Source organism: Polyangium mundeleinium, assembly GCF_028369105.1.
Lineage (GTDB): Bacteria > Myxococcota_A > Polyangia > Polyangiales > Polyangiaceae > Polyangium > Polyangium mundeleinium.
Genome location: NZ_JAQNDO010000001.1, coordinates 4,606,270 through 4,626,566, shown reverse-complemented (window position 1 = coordinate 4,626,566; position 20,297 = coordinate 4,606,270). Strand labels below are relative to the sequence as shown.

Here is a 20,297-nt window from a genome sequence, read left to right as displayed (position 1 = left end):
CGTTTGACGCGCAGCGTCGTCAGGCGGGCGGCGACGGAGGGGCGGCGGGCGGCGGGGGCGCGGCGGCGGGCTTGAGCAGGACGTTCGAGAAGAGGCCGTGCAGGCCCACGGCGAGCGCGTAGAGCGCCTCGCCCGCGATGAGGCCGCCGCCGACGAGCGACGTCGTGCTCATGTCCTCGGGCAGCTCGTCGCCCTTCGTTTGCTTCGCGGCCACGCTCTTCTGCCAGGTGTTGTACGCGGACGAACCCACGCCGCCGACCGCGAACCAGACGCAGACCAGGAGCTCGACGAAGCCGCCGAACGACGAGGCGTACGGGCTCGGCAAGACGACCGCATCCATCACGAAGCCCGCGGCAAACCCTTCCTTCGAGCCCTTCACGAAGTTCTTGTAGCGCTCGCTCGCGTGGAGGACCTTGCGGAGAACCTCGGTGCCGATGCCGATCGCGAGTCCGATCGCGAGCGCCTTCACCTTGTAGTCCGGCAGGTAGCCGATGTCCTGCAGCGCGCCGACGAACTTGAACGTCATCGCGCTCTGCCACTGCCCGACGTCGGCCTTCGGGTTCGCGAACGAGTTGATCGTCAGCACCGGGTAGGCCTTCATGAACGTCTGCGCGAGCACGACGCAGAGCACCGAGCCCATCAGGATGCCGATGCTCTGGTAGCGGAACTGCACCGTGCGGTTCGTGCCGAGGCGATAGCCCGTCGAGCGATCCTGCTGCATGTCGCCGCCGACCGAGCACGCGACGAGCAGGATGCTCGCGCTCATGAGCCCGACGCGCGGATCCTTCAAGCCGAGGCCGCTCATGAGCAGCACCGCGATCACGAACGCGCTCGAGATCGGGTTCGAATCGCTGATGCCGAGCGAGATGCCGTTGATCAACACGAACACGCTCGTCAGCAGGATGGCGAAGATCGTGAAGCCGAGCGGCTGCCCCATCACGAGCGTCGCCACGGCCACGAGCGCCGTCGCCCAGAACACGATCCACGCGACGAGCCGCTTCGGGTTCACCTGCTTCCACGCGTCCTTCGCGTCGGCCTCCGCAGGCTTGCCCGCCTGCGCGCGCACGCGCCGAACCGCCTCCACCGCGAGCAGCGCCATGTCGACGAGCGCCGCGCCGAGGATCATCGCGAGCCCGATCAGGAAGCCGATCTTGCGGAAGCTCTCGCCCTCCTTGAGCCAGCCGATCGAGACGAGGTACGGCGTGATCGCGTGGCCGATGAGCCCCATCAGGAGCGCGGGGATCGTGATGCGCGCGCCGACGACCATGCCCGCGCCGATCGTCGACGCCGAGATCGACGCGAGCCACGGGACCTTCGCCATCACCCACGCGCTCGCCGGCAGCTTCTCCGCGAGCGCCGCGAACACCACGCCCGCGCCCGTGCCGCCGCCGAGCTGCCCGATCGAGCGCTTGAGCAGGCGTTTGTCCGTGAGCGCGCGGAGGATGTTCGCGACCGCGTAGCCGCTCGGGAAATCGAGCTTCAGTCGGTCGACGAGGATCGGCGTGTACACCATGCCGAGGCCCACGCCGAACATGCCGATGCACATGAAGAAGAGCGCCAGGTGGTGCCACGGCGGCATCGGGATCCCGAGCCACGTCATCGCCTGGATGAGCACGCCCATGCCGGCCATGCCCGCGACGCTCGCGGCCATCGTCTGCATGTAGTTCGCGCCGTGTTTGCCCTCGGGCCCGTAGCCGTACGTGACCGCGCTGCCGAGGATCCCCGCGAGCACCTGCCCGCCGACGAAGAACCCGAGGCTGAAGTTCATGTACGCGGCGGCGATGCCGCCGAGCGGGCCGAGGATCAAGATCGCCACGGCCGAGAGGAGCGCGTGGTAGGCCGGCGTGTCGATCTTCGGGAGGAAAGCGAACTTGGGGCGCGACGCCTCCTCGGCGGCGGCGGACGTCGGGGTTGTCATCGGGAACGGGATGCTAGCAGCACGGACGGGCGCGCCTAGCGCTGGATCGCGGCCCGTGTATGTCCGGGAAGACCCCGAGGCACGGGGAGGCGGAGGAGAATCTGGACGAACCTCCACAGCCCGCTCGCCAGGGGGCGCGGCGGACCCTATGGTCTCCGGGCCCGATGATCCCGACGCGATACCAGAACCTCGAGGAAGCCCGCGCGCGTTTCGGTGACCGCGTGGACCGTCTTGCGCCCTTCCTGCTCCGCGGCGATCCGCTGGCCGACGCCGTCATCGAGGAGATGGAAGGCGCCCCGGCCGGGCGAGGTTTTTCCCTCCTGGACAAGGCCCTCCGCGCCCCCGACGCGCGTGGCCTCGACCTGCCACCGGCCATGCGCGCCTACCTCGAATGGGCGTCCTACGTGCCCGCGTGGGTCGACTGGGACGCCGTTCGCCGCGGCGGCGAGCTGCTCCTGCGCTCGGGGGCCCTCGGCGGCGCGGTGCTCGGCACCTATTCGCTCGTGCTCGGGTATGCCTCGCCCGGGGGCAACAAGCCCCTCGTCTTCTCGGGCCAGCTCGTCGAGCGCGCGCCGCGCCGCCTCGGCGAGACCTCGCGCTTCGTGCAGGCGACCGCGCAGCCGGGCGGGCTGTTTCGCACGGGCGAGGGATTCGCGATCACCCTGAAGGTTCGCCTCATGCACGCGAAGGTGCGGCAGATGCTCTCCCGATCGCCGAAATGGGACACGGCGACGTGGGGCCTGCCCGTGAACCAGCACGACATGGCCGGCACGTCGCTCCTCTTCTCGCTCGTGTTTCTCGAAGGGATCCGCGCGTTCGGGCTCGACATCGATCGCGACGAGTCCGAATGCTTCATGCACCTCTGGCGTTATTCGGGGCACCTCATCGGCGTGGATCCCGAGCTCTTGCCGTCGAGCGAATTCGACGCATGGAACCTCGCGCACCTCATCCGGGCGACGGAGGGCCGGCCCGACGACGACTCGCGCGCGCTCACGCACGCCCTCTTCGAATCCCCGCTCCGGCAGGCGAAGACCTCGGAGGAGCGGCGGCTCGGCGCGCTCCGGCGGAACGTCGGGATGGGTTTTTCGCGGGGGCTCCTGGGGGACGAGCTCGCCGACGAGCTTGGGATCGACCGCACGCCGTTCGTCGCGGCATTCCACGCGCTCCGCGCGGTCACGCGGGTGGCCGAGCAGGCGCGCAAGCGCTCGCCGGCGGCGCATCAAAAGGCCATCGGCTCGGGCGCGCGATACTGGGAGATGGTCGTCAAGGAGGGGCTCGGGGGCGCCCCGGCGCATTTCACGCCGCCGGAGCGCCTCTCGCGCGCGGCCTGAGACAAACCGAATTACTTGCGGCGGCGGCGCGCCACGGACAAACCGAGCGCGACGCCGAGCAGGCCGAGCACGGCCGTCGCTTCGCTGCCGCTCGACACGGCGCAGCTCGCGCTCGAGCTCCCGTTGCCCTTGCCGTCGCCGAGGTTGCCCCACCAGGAGCCGCCGTTCTCGCCGGGGATCTCCGAGCCTGGCTCGCAGGGCGGGTACTCCGGGCACGTGGGCGGCGTGCCGATCGCCTTCGTGGCCTGGAAGAAGTTCGAGATCGGGTCCTGCGCCGTCGCCGCGCCGAGCGCGAGATCCTTGTTGAGCGACGCCCGCGCGAGCTCCGTGTTGAGGCGCGTCAGCCAAAGCTCGCTGTCGTTGATGCCGCCGAACATCTTCTCGAGGTCGGCCTGGAGCTCGTCCATCGCGGTCACGTAGCCGTCCTTCGGATCGCCGTACCCGCTCTGGTCCGGCAGGAAGTTCACGAGCTGCTCGAGCCGGCCGCGGATCTCCCACGGCGACGAGGGCTGCGCGTACTGGTTCAGCCAGTTCGCGTTGTTCGCGGCCTTGAACGCGTCGTCCTTCAGCGTCGTGTAGTTCGAAGTGCCGAGGTCCCAGTTCCACACGATGTCGGCCGGCTTGATGTCGAACGACGCAAAGTTCTTCGTCTCGTAACGGCCCTCGGCGAAGACCCACAACGTCATCGGGGCAAAGGCGCCCGTGCCCGCGCCGACCATGCGCAGCGGCAGTGTGTTGCTCGCGCCGAGCGCGGTGATGCGGACGGGGCGCATCGAACTCACGCCCTGGCCGGGAACGAGCTTCAGCGCGAGGAAATCAAAACCCTCGCCCACGTAGGCGTCGATGATGGGCGCGATGTCGGCGTCGATGTTGTAGCCGTTCGTGGTGAGCCAGGTCTTGAGCGCGCTGGGATCCGACGAGGAGAGCTGCACGGTCTCGTAAGGCCCGACGACCTCCTGCGTGATGATGTCGACGCCGCCGCCGGCCGCATCGCCGCCCGCGCCGCCCCCGCCGCCCGCGCCGACGGAGCCGTTCCCCCAGCCCCAGCAGGAGGGCGGCGGTGGACAGTTGAGGGGAGGCGCCGCGACCGACGTCGCCGTGCGCTCGCTGAGGACCGCAAAGACCGCGTCCGAGGACAAACCGACCTCGACCTGCCCCTTGATGGGCAGGATCCAGGCGAACGAGGTGGGATCACCCGAGTATTCGATCTGATCCCACAGGGTGGTCGACGTCTGCGAGACCGAAAAGATCATCCGGTGGCCGGTGACTTGCGTCGACTCGTCCTGCGGCGGGAAGCAGCCGCCGCAAGCGGCGGCGTCGTGGGTGTTGGTCACGACGGCGGTGACGAGGGGGAGCGAAAGAAAGAGGGCGTGCAAGAGCTTCATGCGTGGGACCTCCGGGCAGCCATCGCTGGAAAGCACGCGCCGTGCCCCTCCGATCCTTCGGCGTTTTGCATGATCCCGGCATCCGACCCGCGGCCCTCTCGGGCACATCCGGGCACACGTTGACACGATTGCGTGGAGGTTCTCGGCGACGCGCCTTCGTGGTAGTCAGGGCCCGAACGAGGAGCGAGATTGTCATGCGCGAACCTTTGGATCCCGTGCTCCGACCGATCGACGTTTTTGCGGGCGCCCGTGACGCGTCACGCCCCGAGGATCGCCTGCGCGAGGTGCGAAAACGCGCCGCAAGGCTCCGCGAGGAGCTGCTCTCGGCGCCGCCGGTGCCCTGTTATCGTTCCCGCTCGCTCGTGCGTGTCCCTTATCCGACGCGGTATGCCCTGCGCGACGCCTTCCGCGGCCCGACGCCGTTCGTGCACATCCTGAACCGCGTCTTCCTCGTGCAATTCGAGGTTCCGACGATGGGGGCTACGCCCGGCGAGCCGGGCTGCGCCCCCAAACCCCCAGGTCGCCTCCGCACCCTGCTCGCCTCGCCCTCCGACGTCCGCGCCAATGCCGAGACGCCGTTCTTCAAGCGCCTCAGCGGCATGTTCGGCCCCTTCAAGGATCTCGGCCAGCGCATCATCGCGCCCGAGCTCGGCACGGTGGAGTCTTGCCTCGCCGAGGCGGGGCTTCTCCCGGAGGATATCGATTACATCACCTACGATCACATGCACACGCAGGACGTGCGCCGCTGGCTCGGCGCGCACGGGCGTCCCGGCTATTTTTCGCGCGCAAAGCTGCTGGTCATGCGAAAGGAATGGGAGAGCACGCTCGGGCTCCTGCCGCCGCAACGCGACTGGTATTGTCCGGGCGGGATCGACGGCGTCGATCCTTCACGGATCGTCCTGCTCGACGGCGACACGAAGCTCGGCGAGAGCGTCGTGCTCATGGCGACGCCCGGCCATACCGAGGGGAACCATTCGATCGTCGTGCGTACGTCCGAGGGGATCTTCGTGACGAGCGAGAACGGCGTCGGCCCCGATGCGTATGCCCCGCGCGCCTCGCGGATCCCGGGGCTCCGCCGGTATGCCGAGGACACCGGGATGGAGGTCATCCTCAATGGCAACACGCTCGAACGTGGGCTCGACCAGTACATCTCGATGGTGCAGGAAAAAGAGGTCGCCGGGCCGTCCCAGCAAAACCCGGATTTTCCGGGCATGGTCAGCTCTTCGGAGCTCAGCGCCTACGCCCTGTTCCCCGGCGTCACGCCGACATTCTCGTTCGGAGATCTCACGCTGGGCAAACCCGCGCGGCCGCTCCGCGACGAACCCCGAACCCGCGCCGCCGATGCGGCCGTCCTGGTCTAGAGCGCCGACCCGTTCGGCGCTCTGCGAGATCGCGAAGCGAGCTCGCCTCGGGGGGTGAATCGACCGGGATTTGCCCGGGCGAGAGGGGGACGCGAGGCGTCCCCCTCGGGACAAGGAGAATGACGATGACCGTCCTGGTTTTGACTGGCTCTGCGAGTGGGATCGGCGCGCACATGACGGGGGTCTTTGCGCGCCGCGGTGACACCGTCGTTGCGACCGACGTGGACCTCGCCGCCCTGGAGAAACGCGCCGCGGAAGGCGCGTGGGGGACGAACGTGCGTCTCGTCCGGCTCGACGTGCGCGAGGCTGCGGACTGGGAAGCGGCGCTCGATCTCGCCGAGCGGGAGGGCGGCGGGCTCGACGTCGTGATGAACATCGCGGGCGTGCTGAAGCCCGGCTGGGTCCCGGATCTCGGGCCCGCGGACGTCGATTTCCACCTCGACGTCAACGTAAAAGGCACGGTGCTCGGCACGCGCGCGGCCGCGGTGCGGATGATTGCGCGGGGACGCGGCGGGCACATCGTGAACATCGGCTCGCTCGCGTCGCTCGCGCCCGTGCCGGGGCTCTCGCTCTACGCCGCGTCGAAATTCGCCGTGCGCGGATTCACGCTGGCCGCCGCGATGGAGCTCGTCCGCCACGACATCGCCGTGACGCTCGTCATGCCCGACGCCGTGCAGACGCCCATGCTCGATTTGCAGGTCGACCACGAGGAAGCCGCGATGACCTTCTCCGGCCCGCGTGCGCTCACCGTCGAGGACGTCGAGCGCGCGCTCCTCACCGAGGTCTTACCGAAGCGCCCGCTCGAAATCACCTTGCCGCTCGGCCGCGGGATGATGGCGCGCGCGGCGAACACGGCGCCGGCCGCTTCGCGCTGGCTCGAACCGATCCTCACGAAAAAAGGCCGCGAAGCGCAGGAACGAATCAAGCAGGGGCGCTAGTCCACCCCGACCCCTTCGCCCGCGGCGCAGGCGAAGCGCGCCAGAGGTCCCGGGCGAGCCAGGCGAAGATACGCGGATTCTGCCGCGCCTCCGTGAAATGGTACGGCACGCGGGCCTCGCCGAACGGCACGTACACGCGCACCGGGACGCCGAACGTGCGCGCCTCCCGCAAGACCGGCCCGAACGGCCATCCGAGGAGCAATTCGAGCTCACACGGCGTCCCGTTCGCGACGAGCCGCTGGAGCGCCTTGCGCACGAGCGGCGCGTCGTGCGAGGCCACCCCCACGTGCCGCGCCTTGCCCGCGAGCGCGTCGATCACGGAAAGAAAGCCCGCCCGCGGATCGAGATCGGGCGCCGCCGGATCCGCCACCTGCCCCTTCACGACGCGCACAGGCACGTTCCGCCGCGCCGCCCACGCCGCGTCCCGCACGCTCCGCGCGAATCGCCCGGGCAAGGTGAATCCGATGGGCGTCCCCCCGCCCATGACGCTCTCCGCGAGCGCCCGCGTCTTCTCGACGGCCTCCGGCCGCTGCGCGTCGAAATGCACCCGCGCGGACGAGAGCGCCGCGCGCGCCACGATCTCCCCGACGAGATCCCGCGAGAACCCGAGCGCCGGGGCCTTGATCGCGAGGTAATGGTCTCCGTCCGCCTCCGCGAATGCCTCCAGCGTGGCGAGCGAGCGGTTCGCCACGATCCGCGGGGACGTCTTCTCCGCGTTCCAGAAACAAACGACGACGCCCATGCCCGCGTCCCAGAACCCGCGGCTCAACGAGAGGGCGTCCGTGATCCGCGGCCCCGCGATGTACGACCGCCCGGCGCGCCGCGCGATCGGCTCCCACGCCGCGAGCGCGGCCTGCTTCAGACCTCGGATCGTGTCAGCCATTGCCATTGCCTCCTCAATGTCCGGAGCATGCGCGCGACCGCCTGGCGCGAGAGCGCGGACGCGCTCGCGAGGCTCATCGGATACGCGCTGAGCGAAACCGTGGCGCGCTCCTCGCTCGTCCAGGGCTTGATCCACGGCGCGACGCCGCCGAGAAATTCGTACGTCGAAAGATTTTCCGTCGCCGCGCGGCGCAGGCTCTCGCGGAGGAGCAAGATGCCCGGCGACGCCTGCCGGAACGATTCGTCATAGCCGATCTTGAGCAGCCAATGACGTCCGGCATGCTCCACCGCGAGCTGCATCGCCGCGCCTCGCCCGCCGATACGGAGGAGCGCGACGCGCAGGATGCCGCGGTGTGCGGCGGCGAGGGCGTACGTCCTGAAAAACGTGCCGACGACCGGGTCGGACGACATCGCGGTGCCTTCGCGGCCCTTCCAGCCGGCGGCCTCCACGCGGAAGGCCTCGTCGAGGACCGCGGCCGCTTCCTCGGGCGCGGGCGAAAGGAACGAATACACGACCTTGCCGAGGCGCTCGGCTTGCCGCTCGGCGCGGCGCAGATCCTGGCGCCTGCGGGGCGAGAGGTGGCGCTCGGGCTCGGCCCAGGACGCGTCGAGCGAGAGGAACGGGCACGGCTTCGCGGGGCCGACGCGGACGAGGCCGCGCCTGCGGTAGGCCTGCTGGAAGGCCGCGATCGTGGGCGACGTGGCGAGCATGCGCGGCAGGTGCACCGGCCAGGGCCCGCGGGCGAGCGCCTGGCAAAGCGCCCCGAGCGCCCGCGGCCCGACGCGGGACAGATCCACGGGCTCGCCGAGCTCGATCGCCCCGGCGGGCATGAGCGAGGGCGAACGCCCGCCGTGATGGACGAGCGCCGCAATCGCGGTCGATTCGCGCGACGACGTCGCCACGAGGACACGCAATCGATCGGACACACCGCTCGCCGAGAGCCAGCTCTCCGTCCAGAGGCTTTGCTGCATCGGGGTGTCCTGGAGCGCGTCGAGCGCGGCCCACGTCTCTTTGACCTGCGAGAGCGCTCGCGCCCCCGCGAGGCGCTGCGTGGAGATCGCAGCGCGGCCGATTTCGTCCGCGCTCGCGGAAGGCTTCTGCCGTAGCTCGACGTCTCGCATTCCGTTTCCCTCGCGCTCTCGGGCCCCGTTGTCGGAGCTTGGACCGCCCCCCCGGGCCCCGCCACCTCACACGACCCGTCAAAACCAATGCAAACGCGCGCCCGGAGGGGCGGGTATCGCCGTCGAGCGCTCCCCTCGGATCCCGAGGTCTTTCCCTGCGCCGGCGGCGCGCGCCCGGGGCATTCTCGTGCGGCGCGCTCTTCCAGCTTCTTCGGCAAATCCTTTGCATACGTGCTCCGGCATGGCGCTCTCCGGGCATTCCTTTCTCGCTCGGCCCCGCGCCCCCGGCCTACCGCCGCGACCCTACGCGTACGGCCTTCCTCTTCGAAAAGGAGCCTCCCCCGTGAAAAGGACCCTCGAGCGCACGCTGCTGCTCCTCGTCCCGCTCTCGCTCGCCACGACGGACGCCATCGCCGAACCGAAGAAAAGCGTCGAGGTCGCCTCCGAGTCCGTCGCCCGGTGCACGGGCGAAAATGCGATGGTCTCGCTCCGCCTGCGCAACCAGAGCGGCCAGACCGTGACGGTGCGCGCGAGCGCCGCGGTGATGGTCGCGTGCAGGGCCGAGGACAGCGAGGGGAAGGCGGACGAGAAGCGCGGCGATACCCTCGAAGTCGAGGAGCGGATCCCCGACAACGGCGGCCGATCCGTCACCTACACGCTCGTGCTGGAGGGGCGGATGGGCTGCAACGCGGAGGAGCGCGTGGCCGCGATCGATTACGAGTCGGTCAAACTCGAAATCGATGGGCAGACCGCCGCCTTGCGGATGGAAGGGTGCCAAGGCTCCCGTTAATCGGTCGGTTCCGTGGGCGGCCCGCTGATCTGCTCGGTCGGGGGCACCCATGCCTCGGGGTTCGGGCCCTCCTCCAGCGCCGTCCCCTCGGAGTACGTCGGGCCGCCGGGGTACGAACCCGCGCCGCCCTCGTCCCCCACGGGCCCGCGCCGAACGCCGGGCACGCCCTCCTGCGTCCGTGGCTGCACGGTCCCGGCGTCGCCCCGATCAAAAGGCCAAGGTTGGTCCTTCGCCATGATGCCCTCCAGAGCGTCCCCATGGGGCCAGCGTGGACGAAACGCTAGCCGTCCGCCCTCGAGGAACGTCAAGCCACGTCAAGCCCGCGAAGCCGACGGGGCCCGCGGGCCCGCGCCGGCGGGCGCGAGCGCCCCGAGCACGGCCCGCAGCCCCTCGATGACCTCGGCCGAAGGCTCCCCCTCCCCGACCCGATACCCGCCCACGGGTTTTCCGTGGGTTTCACCCAGCCAAACCCAGGCGCGCTCCCCCGACGGCGCCTCGAACCCGAGCTCGGCGCGCCGCCCCTCCTGCAAGACGCGCACGTCCTTCCACGCGAGGGCGCCGAACGGCGCACGCCGCCGCAAGAGCTGGAGCCGCGCCCCCACGGACCGCAAAAGCGGAAGCGCCGCGTCCTCCCCGATCGGATGCACGAACGTGACGTGCCGGGACAACCTCTCCCCGATCGCGAGGATCCCCGCGCATGCCGCCGCGCGATCCGCCGGCGCGCCCGTGATCCCCACGGAAAACCAATCCGTCGCCGCGATCCCGTCGCCTTCGGCCCGGGGCCGGAGCGTGACCACGAGGCTCTCGTCGCCTTCGAGCCGCACCTCGACCACGCGCTCGCCGAGCTCCGTGAGCAGGGCACGCGAAAATGGAGCGGGCGGGACGAACCCCGCGAACGCCCGCGCGACGAGCGCCCGCGCGTGCACCGAAAAGAGTTTTCGGCCGGGATCGGCTTCAGACATGCGCTCGGGCGTCACGGGGACGAACTCCTCGTCGCCGTACATCTCCCGATAGGTCTCGAAGATGCCATTGCAGCGCCCGTCGAAGACACACGCCGCGCAGCCCGCGGGCTTCGATTTGTCCCGCCGCTTGACGAGGTACTTGTCCCAGGGCTTGCTGAGCGTCTTTTCTCCGTCGACGGCGATCGTCATCGTCTTTTCGCCGTCGTGGTGGATGAAGGGCGCGAGCTCGGGCGCGACGCAATACGGGAGGTTTCCGATGTTGACGTCGAACCCCTCGGGGAAGCCGCGGACCATCCGCCCGAGGGGGCCGACGAGGCTCCGGTACCGCGGGATCATCGCCGCGAACTCCTCCTGCGTGCGCACGCCCGCGTCGAGCGGCCGCACCATGTCGAGGTGGAGCTGCGAGGCCCCGAGCGGCAGGAGGAGATCCGGGAACACGTCCACCGATTCGTGGTTCGACTGGACGACACACATGTTCACGGTGAGCCGCTGTCCCCGCGCCTGCACGTGCCGCATCGACTGCACGATGCGGGCGAACGATCCGTCTTTGCGCGTCGTGCGCTCGTGCGCCTCCTCCGTCGCGCCCTGGATCGAGAAGCGGAACGTGAAATTCCCGCCTGTCGCGAGGATCTCGTCCACGAACGCGGCGCGGGCGGTCTTCACGCCGTTCGTGAAGATCACGATCTCCTCGAAGCCGAGCGCGACGCTCTCGCGCACCACGTCGAGGAACGCAGGCTGCAAGGTGGGCTCGCCGCCGAGCAGCGTGATCTTCGCGTGCCCGGCCGCGCGCGCGGCCCGGATCTGCTCCAGGATCGGCGCGAGCGGCAGGGGCCTCGCGCGGCCGAGCGCCGTCTCCTGGCCGCTGACGCAGAAGACGCAACGGTTGTTGCACATGTGGCCGAGCTGAATCTCCACCAACGCTCGGGGCTCCGGGTCGCCTGCGGCGCCCTGCGCCTCGAACCCCCGCTGCGTCTTCGGCTCCATCGGCGGAAGATCATACAACAAAACGAAACCCCGCCACACACACGACGTGCGGGCGGGGTCTGGTTCGCTCGCGGGGAGCGGTCCTCTTAGGCCGCCTTCCTCTCCCAAACGCGCATGTTGAGCTGATCCTTGATCCACGCGAGGTGCCGCTGCTCGTCGGAGAAGTTTCTCTCCAGGAGCGAGCGCACCTGCGTCGGCAGGTCGGCCACGTTCAGCGCCGCCTCGTACGTGCGGTTCGTCAGCTCCTCGTTCCCCCGCATCGCGAGGAGCGCGCTGTGATCGCCCTGCGCCGTGATGGCCGTGAAGCCCTCGATCAGGAACCCGGCCCAGGACGTCTCCACCTCCGGCTCGCCGCCGCAGGCCCGCACCTGCTGCGAGAGGTCCCGGATGTGCCGCTGATGGTCCTCCTGGAACCGCTCCAGATTGCTCCGGAGGTCCTCCATCGTGCAGGCGTCGATCGCCTGCTTGTACGCATGCACCGCGTCCACGTCGAGCTTGATCAGTTTGTTCAGCTTTTCGCACACTTCGCGGTTATCCATGGAAAACTCCCTCCTCGGGGCCCTTCCAGGCTCGGCCTATCCATGGGGGACGAATGTGCGCGACGTCGAGCCCCCGCGGCGGGAAGCTTTCGCCCGCGGCGTGCAGCGTCTGCTCGTTCGACAAACCCATTCGGGTCCGGACGCAATGAACGCCACGCTTCTTGCAAGCGATGCGGGACGGACGGCGACCGTGCGGCGGCCGATCCTCGAGCCATCCATCGCGGAGGAACCGAACGGGGAGGAGTATCGTGGCACTCGACCTCACGAAGGAAAAAGGCGTGGCCCTCGACGCCCAGGAAGACTTCACCTGGCGCGACATGGTGCGCGAGCCGATCAGCAAGCTGAACGACGACGCGTTCACGCGCCTGCGCATCATCCTCATGAACGGCTTGGAAATGGAGGCAAACCGCTTCCAGCACGCCTTCGCCCGCATGAACGCGCCGATGCGCGCCGATCTCGCGCGCGTCCGGCGCATCGAGACGCACCAGCAGGTGCTCGTCAATTGGCTCCTGCCGGCGGATCAATCGCCGCTCGAGACCACGATCGCCTACGAGCAGGTCGCCATCGAGGTGACCGCGAGCCTCGCGCTCCTCGAGCCCGACCCGTACGTCGCGCAGGTCCTGCGCTTCGGGCTCCTCGAAGACTTCGACCACCTTTATCGATATTCCGCGCTGCTCGATCGGCTCGAAGGCAAGGACGCGAACGCCATCCTGCAATCGTACACCGACGTGCTGCCGGGCCGGCCCACGGTGGTCGAGCACCGCCATCCGCTCGATGATTTGCGCGAGCCCTACGATCGCACGACGGCCGCGCCGATCACGAAGCTCGTGTCGCTGACGATCATGGCGGGCGAGCAGCAGACGCAGAACTACTACCAGAACATCGGCCCGCTCTTCTCCGACCCGGTGGCGCGCCTGCTTTATGCGGAGATCGCGCACATCGAGGAGCAACACGTCACGCAATACGAGGCGATGATCGACCCGAACGAGACGTGGATGGAGAAATGGCTGCTGCACGAGTGCACGGAGGTCTGGAACTACCTCGCCTGCATGGAGCAGGAGTCGAACGCGCGGCTCAAAGCCCTCTGGGAGCGCATGGTGGCCTACGAGCTCGGCCACCTGAACCACGTGATGGATCTCTTCCGGCGCGTCGAGAACCGTGATCCGTTCGAGATCATCCCGACGAGCCTGCCGGATCGCATCAAATACATGAGCCACCGCGACTACGTGCGGCAGGTGCTGAAGAACGAGGTGCACCTGCGCAGCGTGGGGACCCAGTTCGTCCCGGTGGGCCAGGTGCCCCCGGATTCCCCCTCGATCGCCTACAACCGGCAAATCAACGCCGCGGGTTCGCCCAGCCAAACCGTCGCGGCGGGGTACGTGTACACGCCCGGGACCGAGCTCGTGAAGAAGGCGGCCTGAAGGGAGCTTGTGAGGAGGAGACCATGAAAGAGCCGACCGATAGGGGGATGAACCGGACGGGGATCGGGACGAGCCCCTTCGATTCGAAGGAGCTCATCAAGGCCGCCGAGGCCACGGTGCCGAGCGCGGAGGGCGACGCGGAGGGCATCGCGAGCCTCCGGATATCGTACATCAGCGAGTCCGGCATCATCGGCACGATGCCGCCGCCTTCGACCGTCAAAGGCGCGGTGAAATCGGTGCTCGAAGGCCTCACCGCGAAGAACCCGGCCGTGTTCCTGGACAAGCTGGCCGAGCGCCTGCAATTCGAGCGGACCGGGACGCGGATGTACGAGAGCGTGCTCGCGAAGTTCGACGCGCTCGGGGGCTTCGACGGCGGACCGTCGCGCGAGACGCTCCTCGAGTTCCACGACGAGGAGCTCAGGCATTTTCAGGTGCTGCGGAGCGCGCTGGAGAGCATGGGCGCCGATCCCACGGCGCTCACGCCCTCGGCCGACATCGCCGCGGTGGAGGCGTCGGGCCTCGTGCAGGTGCTGAACGATCCACGCACGACATTGCCGCAGTCGCTCCACGCGCTCCTCGTCGCGGAGCTCGCCGATACCGAGGGCTGGGACATGCTGATCGAGCTGGCGACGAGCCTGGGCCACGAGGCGATGGCGGACGATTTCCGCGACGCGATGCGCGCCGAGGAAAAACACCTCGCGCACGTGCGGCAATGGGTCGCGAACCACACGATGCAGGACGCGGAAGGGACGATGGAACAGGCGGCCTGACGGAGAGGCCGATCAAAACGGGAGCGGGGGCGTCGTCACGAAAAAGGCTGGTGAGAGCTGGCCCGGCGGGATGTCCCCCTGCCCCGGGTCTTTTTCGGTCGTGAGGGCATACGCGGCCCCGCCGGCCGCGCCGCCCACGACGACCACGCCGATCGTGGTCCAGAACCACCAGCGCGCATAAAGGGGCGGCGGGCGCTGCAGGACGAGCGCGACCGTGCGTTCGCCGCCTGCCGTGACGATCACGCTGGTCTCGTAATCGAGGTACTCCGGGTGCCGCGCGGCGACCTTGTGCGTCCCCGGCTCGACGAGCGTTTCGAGCGGCGCCTGCCCCACGCTCTTGCCATCCACGAGGACGTTGACCCGCGTCTTCGGCGCCGTCACGAGGAGCTTGCCGACCTTGGCCTTGCTCTGGAGCTCTGCGTCGATGACGTGGGCGCCGCCGCCGGGCAGCTCGACGCGGGTCCGATACGGAAAATACCCCTCCGCCTCGACGAGCACGTCGGCCGGTCCGGCCTTGAGCGCGAGGGGTTTGTCGAGGGGCGACATGCCGGCGACGACGTCGCGCACGAGGATACGCGCGCCTTCGACGTTCACCTTCACGGTGAGGCGCGAGAGACGTTTTTCGAGGTTCGTGATCCGGTCGTTCAGCCCCGGCACCTTGGCGAGGAGCTCGGCGGGCGCCTGCGCGCGGAACGCCGTGAGCTTTTCGAGCGCCTCGGGCAAACGATCGAGCGCTTCGAGGGCCCGGCCCATGTTGTAAAGCAGCGCCGGCTCGGGTTGCAGCGCGTAGGCCTCGGTATAGGCCGCGAGCGCGTCGAGGGGGCGGAGCTTGTCCATCGCCTTGTCGCCCTCGGCCTTGCGCTCCTTGGCGCGCGCCACGAGCGCGGGATCCTGCGCGGCGGGCGCCGGCGGGGCCGCTTGCGGCTCGGCGGCGAGGGCGGTTTCGGCGATCGTCGTGGAGAGCACGACGAAGAGGACGTGGGAAAGGCCAGCGCGGAGGCGATTTCGGCTCATGGCGCGATCCTAAAGGTGGGTCGGATCCTCCGCCGGGGGCGGGGGTGGCTTGGGCGTGGGCGTCGGCGTCGGCGCGGCCGTGGCCGTCGCAGGGACCGGGGGCGCAGACGTTGGCTCTTTTTTCGGCCCCGGTCCCACGGCGGCGGGCGCTGCCGTGGGCGTGGGAACGGGCGCAGGGACGGGCACGATCGTCGGCTCGGCCGCGGCCGCCGGCGTCGCGGCGGGCGTAGGCGCGAGGGCGGGCGCAGGCGCCGTCGGGGGCGGCGACGCCATCGGAATCATCGCGGCCGCATCTCCGGCCGGATCCGCCGGCTTTTTCGTCTGCGAGGCCAGCACGACCAGAAACACCGCCACCACCACCGCCGCAATGCCCGCCGAGACGAACATCAATCGCCGGTTCGACATCGGCTCGCGGGGCGCGACGGCCAGCGCCTTCGCATTGAGCAACGTCTGCGGCGCGGCGCCGGCCGGGCCAAACGGCAGGAGCGCGGCCATGAACGTATCGATGTCGGGCCACCGCTCGTCGGCGCGCTTGGTGAGCGCCTTCATGACCACGTCCGCGAGCTTCTGCGGCAGGTCCGGCCGGAGCTCGCGCAAGGGTTTGGGCTCGTCCGCGATGATCGCCGCGAGCACGGCCGTCGCGCTCGGCTCGTCGAAGGGCCCGCGTCCGCCGAGCAGCTCGTACAGCACCACGCCGAGCGACCAGATGTCCGCCCGCCCGTCGACGTTCTTCACGGACCGCACCTGCTCGGGGGACATGTATTGCGGCGTGCCGAAGGCGGCCGTCGTGGCTGTCTGCGCGGCGTTGTCCCGTTTGTCGAGGACCTTCGAAATGCCGAAATCGAGCACCTTGACGATGCGCCGCTGGCCCTCCTGACAAAGGAAGAGGTTTCCCGGCTTGATGTCGCGATGCACGACGCCCATGCGATGCGCCTGCGAGAGCGCCTCGCCCGCGGCGAGGACGTGGCCGACGGCCTCCGGATACGGCAAGGGGCCGCGGATCGCGAGCTCCTGGCTGAGATCCCAGCCCTGGAGCAGCTCCATCACCATCATGGGGCTGCCGTCCGGGAGGTTGTCGACGTCATAGACGCGCACCACGTGGGGCCCCTGAATCAGGGCCGCCGCGCGCGCCTCGCGCTCGAACCGCGCCGTCACGTCGGGCAGCACGCGCGCGTCGGGGCGCAGGAGCTTGATGGCCACCGGCTGCTCGGTGCGCTGGTGCCGCGCCTGCAGGACGATCCCCATGCCACCCTGGCCGAGGACGGACTCGACCACGTACTTGCCGGCGAGCACCGTGCCTGGCGCGGGTACGCCGTCGAGCGAGGCCGGATCCCGGGAGACGGGTTCGGTCACGGGTGCAACGTACGCGGGAGCGCGTCCAGTGTGAAGAGGCGAACGCGGTGAAGGGTCGCCGTCTGCGGCTTCGGCGGCGGCCGGGCCCCGTTGTCCTTGGTGACGGTGCCCGTGCAGGTCGGCATGGGGACGGGGATGCCGCCCTGACCGCCCGCTCCGCCGGTGCCGGGGGGACAGTCGTTGCCTCCCGTGCCGGCTCCGCCGGTTCCGCCGCTGCCTCCACTTCCGGGGCCCATGCCTCCGCTCCCGGCGCTGCCGCCGGTTCCGCCGCCGCCGCTGCCTCCGCTCCCGGGGCCCATGCCTCCGCTCCCGGCGCTGCCGCCAGATCCGCCGGCTCCGCTGCCTCCGCTCCCGGGGCCCATGCCTCCGCTCCCGGCGCTGCCGCCAGATCCGCCGGCTCCGCTGCCTCCGCTCCCGGGGCCCATGCCTCCGCTCCCGGCGCTGCCGCCAGATCCGCCGGCTCCGCTGCCTCCGCTCCCGGGGCCCATGCCTCCGCTCCCGGCGCTGCCGCCAGATCCGCCGGCTCCGCTGCCTCCGCTCCCGGGGCCCATGCCTCCGCTCCCGGCGCTGCCGCCAGATCCGCCGCCGCCGTTGCCGCCGCTCCCCCCACCGTTGCCGCCGCTCCCCCCGCCGTTGCCTCCGACCCCGCCGCCGTTGCCTCCGACCCCGCCGCCGTTGCCTCCGACCCCCCCACCGTTGCCGCCGCTCCCCCCGCCGCTGCCTCCGCTTCCGGGACCCATGCCGCCGCTTCCGCCGGGCCCGGCGCCGCCGGTCGGCTGACACGTCTCCTCCGTGTCCTCCCCCTTGCACGCCTGCTCATTCACCAGCGAGTCGACACACAATCCCTTGGCGACGCAGGTCGATTCGGGATCGCAGACTTCACCGATGCAATCCCCGCGCATCCTGACCGGCAGCTCGAGGGGCGTCGACGGGATGAAGCTCAGGCGCCTGCGGGCCACGATGCAGCCACGCCCCGGCGCCGGCATCTGCGCCGGGTCGTTCAGGCAGTCCTCGGCCGTGAGTCCGACGCCCGTGACCACCTTGATGGCGATCGACTCGTTCTTGGCGCTCTTCGGCAAGAGCACGAGCGCCCCGATGCGCCCCCCGTTGCACTCGCTCGCCACGGCGCCCGGATCCCGGATCGTGTCGGCAGCTTGCGCCTCGTTGCTCACCACGATGGCCGTGCTGTCGATCCGGGAGCAATCCAGATCGGTCACGATCTCCAGCGTGATCTGCGTGGGCTCGAGACACCCCGCGAACGCGGCCGCGACCAAAACCGAGAGGGCCGCCAGGATCGGACGACGGCGCATCCCCTTCCCCTTCTGCATCGCGCGATTGGACATCCGCGCCCGAAACGCGTCAAGCTGAGAAACCTGTACGCGGAGAAACGTGGCCGGGCGCGTTCCTCACGGCCCGAGCTCCGGAAATTCGCGCCGGAGATCCTGCTCGAGCTTCCCCGCAGGCGCGAGCTTGCGGACCCGATCGAATGCCCCGAGGCCCGCTGTGCGCCTGCCCGCTCGAAGGTAAACCCGGACGAGCCACGCCGCGATCACCGCATTGTCGGGCAGCGCGAGCGCCGCGCGCTCCAGCCGCTCGGCCGCGGCGCCATCATCGCCCGCCTGGTACAGGCTGAGCCCCGACGCGAGCAGGAGCAGCGGATCCCCCTCTTCGAGCGCCGACGCGCGGCCCACGAGCGCGAGCGCCTCGTCCTGCTTGCCCGCCGCGCGCGCCGACCGGATCGCATTCGTGTAGAGCGGCTCGTACCGCGGAAACGCCTCGATCCCGCGCCGCAGGACGGCGAGCGCCTCCTCGTGCCGCCCGGCGCGGTTCAAGAGGACGCCGAGGTTGTTGTGGATCTCCGCCACGTTCGGCCGGCGCGCGAGCCAGAAGCGCATCGACGCCTCCGCCTCGTCGAGACGCCCGGCCTGCATCGCGTCCACGGCGAGGTTGTTCTGGTAGAGCGCGAGGGCCGTGCCGTCGTCGATGGTGTTGTACAAGGAGAGCGTCCAATCGGGCGCTTCCTTGGCGAAATCCATGACGACCGCCATCGGCCCGCTGCCATACCCGACGGCCACGTGCGACGAGAGGAAAAACGATCCGTTTTTCTCGTAATGCCCCTCGACCTTGCGCACGTACACGAAATACACCGGCACATCGAGGTGCCGCGCGAGCGCCGTGAAGAGGTGCGTATACGAGACACAATCGCCCTGCCGGGCCCGGAAGCCCGCGCGCGCCGTGAGCGACTGGCTCGGCGCATACTGGAACGCGAGGTCGTCCCGCAAATACCGCGAGAGCCGCCGCAGCCGCTCCTCGGGCGTGCCCATGCGCCCCACCACCCGCTCGACGTCCGCCTTCATCTCGGCGTCGATCACCAGCGGATCCTCGACGGAAACCCCCTCGGCGCGCGCCTCCCGGACGAGGTCCGCGATCGTCATCGCCGGCCCCTTCGGCGGGCGCGCGGCGGGCTGACAGCCCGCGGCCCCGACGAGCCATGCGCCCACGAGCAGCCACCGTCGCCCCCACGCCCCGCGCACCGCCGCCTCTCCCTCCGCGCGCCTCGCTCCCGTCAACGCCCCTGGGACCGCCCGAGCAGCCCCAGCGCCCAGTGTAACCCATCTTCGAGCCGCGCGAGCGTCACGAGCCCGCCGAGGTCGATCCCGCCCGCCACGATCGTCCGCGCCAGGTTCGGCCCCACCCCCACGAGCGCCGGCGCGGCCCCGAGCAGCCGCACCGCGGACGCCGCCCGCACGAGGTGGGACGCGACCCCTTCGTCGACGGCCGGCAGCCCCGTCACGTCGATCAGCACCACCCTCGCCCCGTGCGCGGAGACGGCCGCGAGCAAGACCTCCAGGATACGCTCGGTCCGCGCGCCGTCGATCCGGCCGACGAGCGGCAGGAGCAGCACCCCGCGCGCGAGCGGCAGGACACGCGCCGAGAGCTCGAAGATCTCCTCGGCCTGCGCCTGCGTGATCAGCTCGCGCGCCTCGAGGAACGCGTCCGCGAGCGCGGCCGCGCCGGCATAACTCAGGCGACTCCGCGCCATCTCCCAGAAGAGACGCGCCTCGGGATCGTCACGGAATCGCTCGCCGAAGCGCTCCGTGACCACCTGGAAGCCCGTCTCCAGCCCGCGGAGCATGTCCGAGACCTTCGCTCCCTGCGAGCTCCGCAGCGACCCGACCGCGCCCATGAGCGCGACCACGGCCTCGGGCACGCCGGTCGCGAGATCGTGCGCGACGGCCTGGAACACGCGCCTGACCGAGGCGAGGAGCTGCTCGCGCGTCAGACGACTGTAAAAAGGGCTCCCCGCAGCGAGGGCGCGCTCACACGCCTCCGCCACGTTCGTGTCGATCCCTTCCTGAAATGCGTCGATGACCCGCTGCATGCACGCCAGTGGTAACAGGATCTTCCTGCCCGAAAATGCCTTTCCACGCCCGGACACGTATCCAGAGCCGGCGTGCCGCCTCACGGCCCCGGGGGACCCGACCGCGGGTACGAAATCGAACGGCGTGCCGCCCGGCGCTTGACCC

Annotated in this window: 18 protein-coding genes; 6 read left to right on the top strand and 12 right to left on the bottom strand. The window is 70.0% G+C overall.

The window, feature by feature from the left end; genetic code table 11:
- Positions 1-19: 19 nt before the first annotated feature.
- Positions 20-1,918: an OPT/YSL family transporter gene (locus tag POL67_RS18465; RefSeq protein ID WP_271918787.1), complete on the bottom strand. Its 1,899-nt coding sequence runs from the start codon at positions 1,916-1,918 to the stop codon at positions 20-22.
- A 164-nt stretch (positions 1,919-2,082) separates the two neighbouring features.
- Between POL67_RS18465 and POL67_RS18460 the strand changes: the two genes are divergently transcribed.
- A complete protein-coding gene (locus POL67_RS18460) occupies positions 2,083-3,249 on the top strand; it encodes an oxygenase MpaB family protein (RefSeq protein WP_271918785.1) in 1,167 nt (388 codons plus the stop codon).
- Positions 3,250-3,260: 11 nt separating this feature from the next.
- Here the strand turns inward: POL67_RS18460 and POL67_RS18455 are convergent, their stop codons facing one another.
- Complete coding sequence (locus POL67_RS18455; protein ID WP_271918783.1) at positions 3,261-4,634, bottom strand: DUF2330 domain-containing protein; 1,374 nt, start codon at positions 4,632-4,634, stop codon at positions 3,261-3,263.
- 194 nt (positions 4,635-4,828) lie between these two features.
- Between POL67_RS18455 and POL67_RS18450 the strand changes: the two genes are divergently transcribed.
- Together POL67_RS18450 and POL67_RS18445 are read left to right on the top strand one after the other, a co-directional pair.
- A complete protein-coding gene (locus POL67_RS18450; protein WP_271918781.1) occupies positions 4,829-5,995 on the top strand; it encodes an MBL fold metallo-hydrolase in 1,167 nt (388 codons plus the stop codon).
- 125 nt (positions 5,996-6,120) lie between these two features.
- The gene (locus POL67_RS18445) at positions 6,121-6,933 is read left to right on the top strand and encodes an SDR family oxidoreductase (RefSeq protein WP_271918779.1); all 813 of its coding nucleotides are present in this window, start codon (positions 6,121-6,123) and stop codon (positions 6,931-6,933) included.
- On the opposite strand, the gene POL67_RS18440 is transcribed toward POL67_RS18445, so the two are convergent.
- Positions 6,917-7,816, bottom strand: a complete 900-nt coding sequence (locus POL67_RS18440; RefSeq protein ID WP_271918777.1) for a hypothetical protein — start codon at positions 7,814-7,816, stop codon at positions 6,917-6,919. The two genes, POL67_RS18445 and POL67_RS18440, sit on opposite strands and share 17 nt — an antisense overlap.
- On the bottom strand, positions 7,792-8,937 hold the full coding sequence (locus tag POL67_RS18435; RefSeq protein ID WP_271918775.1) for a GNAT family N-acetyltransferase: 1,146 nt from the start codon (positions 8,935-8,937) through the stop codon (positions 7,792-7,794). The genes POL67_RS18440 and POL67_RS18435 overlap by 25 nt, the downstream gene beginning before the upstream one ends.
- Before the next feature lie 343 nt (positions 8,938-9,280).
- Here POL67_RS18435 and POL67_RS18430 point away from each other — a divergent pair, with 343 nt between their 5' ends.
- Entirely contained in the window at positions 9,281-9,727 is a 447-nt protein-coding gene (locus POL67_RS18430; protein ID WP_271918773.1) for a hypothetical protein, read from the top strand.
- Here POL67_RS18430 and POL67_RS18425 read toward each other — a convergent pair.
- The 3 genes from POL67_RS18425 to POL67_RS18415 all read right to left on the bottom strand — a co-directional run bounded on the left by POL67_RS18425 (position 9,724) and on the right by POL67_RS18415 (position 12,212).
- Complete coding sequence (locus tag POL67_RS18425; protein ID WP_271918772.1) at positions 9,724-9,963, bottom strand: hypothetical protein; 240 nt, start codon at positions 9,961-9,963, stop codon at positions 9,724-9,726. The genes POL67_RS18430 and POL67_RS18425 overlap by 4 nt on opposite strands.
- A gap of 78 nt (positions 9,964-10,041) precedes the next feature.
- The gene (locus POL67_RS18420; protein WP_271918769.1) at positions 10,042-11,673 is read right to left on the bottom strand and encodes a radical SAM protein; all 1,632 of its coding nucleotides are present in this window, start codon (positions 11,671-11,673) and stop codon (positions 10,042-10,044) included.
- Between the two features lie 86 nt (positions 11,674-11,759).
- A complete protein-coding gene (locus POL67_RS18415; RefSeq protein WP_271918767.1) occupies positions 11,760-12,212 on the bottom strand; it encodes a PA2169 family four-helix-bundle protein in 453 nt (150 codons plus the stop codon).
- 248 nt (positions 12,213-12,460) lie between these two features.
- Between POL67_RS18415 and POL67_RS18410 the strand changes: the two genes are divergently transcribed.
- Both POL67_RS18410 and POL67_RS18405 read left to right on the top strand, forming a co-directional pair.
- The gene (locus POL67_RS18410) at positions 12,461-13,633 is read left to right on the top strand and encodes a hypothetical protein (protein ID WP_271918765.1); all 1,173 of its coding nucleotides are present in this window, start codon (positions 12,461-12,463) and stop codon (positions 13,631-13,633) included.
- Positions 13,634-13,656: 23 nt separating this feature from the next.
- Positions 13,657-14,403: a ferritin-like domain-containing protein gene (locus tag POL67_RS18405; RefSeq protein WP_271918763.1), complete on the top strand. Its 747-nt coding sequence runs from the start codon at positions 13,657-13,659 to the stop codon at positions 14,401-14,403.
- 12 nt (positions 14,404-14,415) lie between these two features.
- On the opposite strand, the gene POL67_RS18400 is transcribed toward POL67_RS18405, so the two are convergent.
- From POL67_RS18400 to POL67_RS18380, 5 genes are all read right to left on the bottom strand, one after another.
- Positions 14,416-15,417 carry a PEGA domain-containing protein gene (locus tag POL67_RS18400; protein ID WP_271918761.1) on the bottom strand — a complete coding sequence of 334 codons (1,002 nt, stop codon included), beginning with the start codon at positions 15,415-15,417 and terminating at the stop codon, positions 14,416-14,418.
- Between the two features lie 9 nt (positions 15,418-15,426).
- A complete protein-coding gene (locus POL67_RS18395) occupies positions 15,427-16,770 on the bottom strand; it encodes a serine/threonine-protein kinase (protein WP_271918759.1) in 1,344 nt (447 codons plus the stop codon).
- Complete coding sequence (locus POL67_RS18390; protein ID WP_271918757.1) at positions 16,767-18,080, bottom strand: hypothetical protein; 1,314 nt, start codon at positions 18,078-18,080, stop codon at positions 16,767-16,769. Before POL67_RS18390 ends, POL67_RS18395 begins: the two co-directional genes overlap by 4 nt.
- A 96-nt stretch (positions 18,081-18,176) precedes the next feature.
- Positions 18,177-19,304: a tetratricopeptide repeat protein gene (locus tag POL67_RS18385; protein ID WP_271918756.1), complete on the bottom strand. Its 1,128-nt coding sequence runs from the start codon at positions 19,302-19,304 to the stop codon at positions 18,177-18,179.
- 32 nt (positions 19,305-19,336) lie between these two features.
- Positions 19,337-20,152: an STAS domain-containing protein gene (locus POL67_RS18380; protein ID WP_271918754.1), complete on the bottom strand. Its 816-nt coding sequence runs from the start codon at positions 20,150-20,152 to the stop codon at positions 19,337-19,339.
- Between the last annotated feature and the right edge of the window lie 145 nt (positions 20,153-20,297).